Source organism: Mesorhizobium sp. M2A.F.Ca.ET.067.02.1.1 (assembly GCF_004023285.1).
In the GTDB taxonomy this organism is placed as follows: domain Bacteria; phylum Pseudomonadota; class Alphaproteobacteria; order Rhizobiales; family Rhizobiaceae; genus Mesorhizobium.
This window is the reverse complement of the sequence record NZ_RZSB01001041.1, coordinates 1-1,627: the sequence shown is the minus strand read 5'-3', so window position 1 is coordinate 1,627 and position 1,627 is coordinate 1. Positions and strand designations below refer to the sequence as shown.

General features: G+C 64.2%; 2 protein-coding genes and 1 pseudogene. 2 read left to right on the top strand and 1 reads right to left on the bottom strand.

All coding sequences use genetic code 11. The annotated features are described in order from the left end of the window. Both EOA28_RS40705 and hutC read left to right on the top strand, forming a co-directional pair. Positions 1-150, top strand: a pseudogene (locus EOA28_RS40705) (formimidoylglutamate deiminase); the annotation flags it as partial. Between the two features lie 13 nt (positions 151-163). Beyond that, positions 164-910, top strand: coding sequence for a histidine utilization repressor (gene hutC, locus EOA28_RS35190; RefSeq protein ID WP_127249976.1), 747 nt, complete (start codon positions 164-166; stop codon positions 908-910). A 168-nt stretch (positions 911-1,078) separates the two neighbouring features. Here the strand turns inward: hutC and EOA28_RS35185 are convergent, their stop codons facing one another. Next, positions 1,079-1,423, bottom strand: coding sequence for a RidA family protein (locus EOA28_RS35185; protein WP_127249977.1), 345 nt, complete (start codon positions 1,421-1,423; stop codon positions 1,079-1,081). Positions 1,424-1,627 lie beyond the last annotated feature (204 nt).

The window sequence follows — 1,627 nt, the reverse complement described above, 5'->3', positions numbered from 1 at the left end:
ATCCTCGACGCCTGGATCTTCGCCAATGGCAGCAAGGTCGATTGCGTCTGGGTGCATGGCAGAAAGCAGGTCAGCGGCGGCAGGCATGTCAAGCGCGACGCCGTTGCCAAGCGGTTCCGCGAAGTCATGACCGCATTGTCGCAAGGCTGAACAGGACCGTCCGATGAGCCTGGTCGAGACAGACGATGTCGATGGCGGCGAGATCCTATCGCTGCATCAGCGCATCCTCTCCGACATCCGTGAAAAGATCCTCTCGGGCGCGTGGGCGCCCGGGCATCGCATCCCCTTCGAGCACGAGCTGACGGCTCAATATAATTGCTCGCGCATGACGGTGAACAAGGCCCTGTCGCAGCTTGCCAAGGCCGGGCTGATCGAGCGCCGGCGCCGGTCCGGGAGTTTCGTGCGCCAGCCGCAGTCGCAAGCGGCGGTGCTGGAACTGCACGACATCAGGATCGAGGTCGAGGCGCTCGGCCTGCCCTATCGCTACGAGCGACTGGAACGCGTCAAGCGGCGCAGCAGCGCCGATGACCGCGCGTTGCTCGGGCTTGCCGCGCCAGGGCCGGTGCTGGCGCTGGAAGGCCTGCATTTTGCCGGCGAACGGCCGTTCGCGCTGGAGCAGCGGCTGATCAACCTTTCAGCCGTGGCCGAGGCCGGCGAGGAGGAATTCCTCGACATCGCGCCGGGCCCCTGGCTGATCGGCCGCGTGCCGTGGAGCGAGGCCGAACATCGCATCCGCGCCATGGCCGCCGACGAGAATATCGCCGATGCGCTCGACATCGACGCGAGCGCGCCCTGCCTGGTGGTCGAGCGCCGCACCTGGAGCGCTGAGCACCCGGTGACCCATGTACGCTTCATCTATCCGGCTGAGAGCCACACGCTGGTGGCGAGGTTTACCCCGTCGCAGGGATAGCGCCTGCGCTCCCTTCTCCCCTTGCGGGAGAAGGTGGATCGGCGCGCAGCGCCGAGACGGATGAGGGGGTGTTCCAGCGGAGCGAGACATTGGCTTTCCCTGGAGCACCCCTCATCCGGCCGCTTCGCGGCCACCTTCTCCCACAACAAGGGGAGAAGGAAGGCCGCACTACAGCGCCGCCGTCACAATGATCTCGACCAGATACTCCGGCGTGGCGAGCTTGGCTTCACCCGTCGCACGCGCCGGGGTGTGGCCCTGCGGCACCCACTTGTCCCATTCCGAATTCATCTCGGCGAAGGTGCCCATGTCGGCCAGCCAGACGATCGCCTGGACGATCTTGGTCTTGTCGGTGCCTGCCTTGGCCAGCAATTCGTCGATGGTCTTCAGGATGTCGCGCGTCTGCGAAGCGACGTTGCCGCCGGGCTGGCCAACCTGACCGGCCAGGTAGACGGTATTGCCGTGAATGACGATCTGGCTCATGCGCGGGCCGACATCGATGCGACGAATGCTCATTGAAGGTTCCTTCGTTTCTTGGACTCGGGCTTGTTTAGAGTCCGGACCGCCTTGGGGCAAGGCCGGTGGCCGCGAAACCAATTGAGCCAATTCTCGGTCTCCCCATCCGCGTACACGGCGAGTTGACCAGCCGTGTCACAATTCCGCCGGATCGCGATGTTGACTAATGTAATAACATCACATATCGACGAGCTACCCGATTTA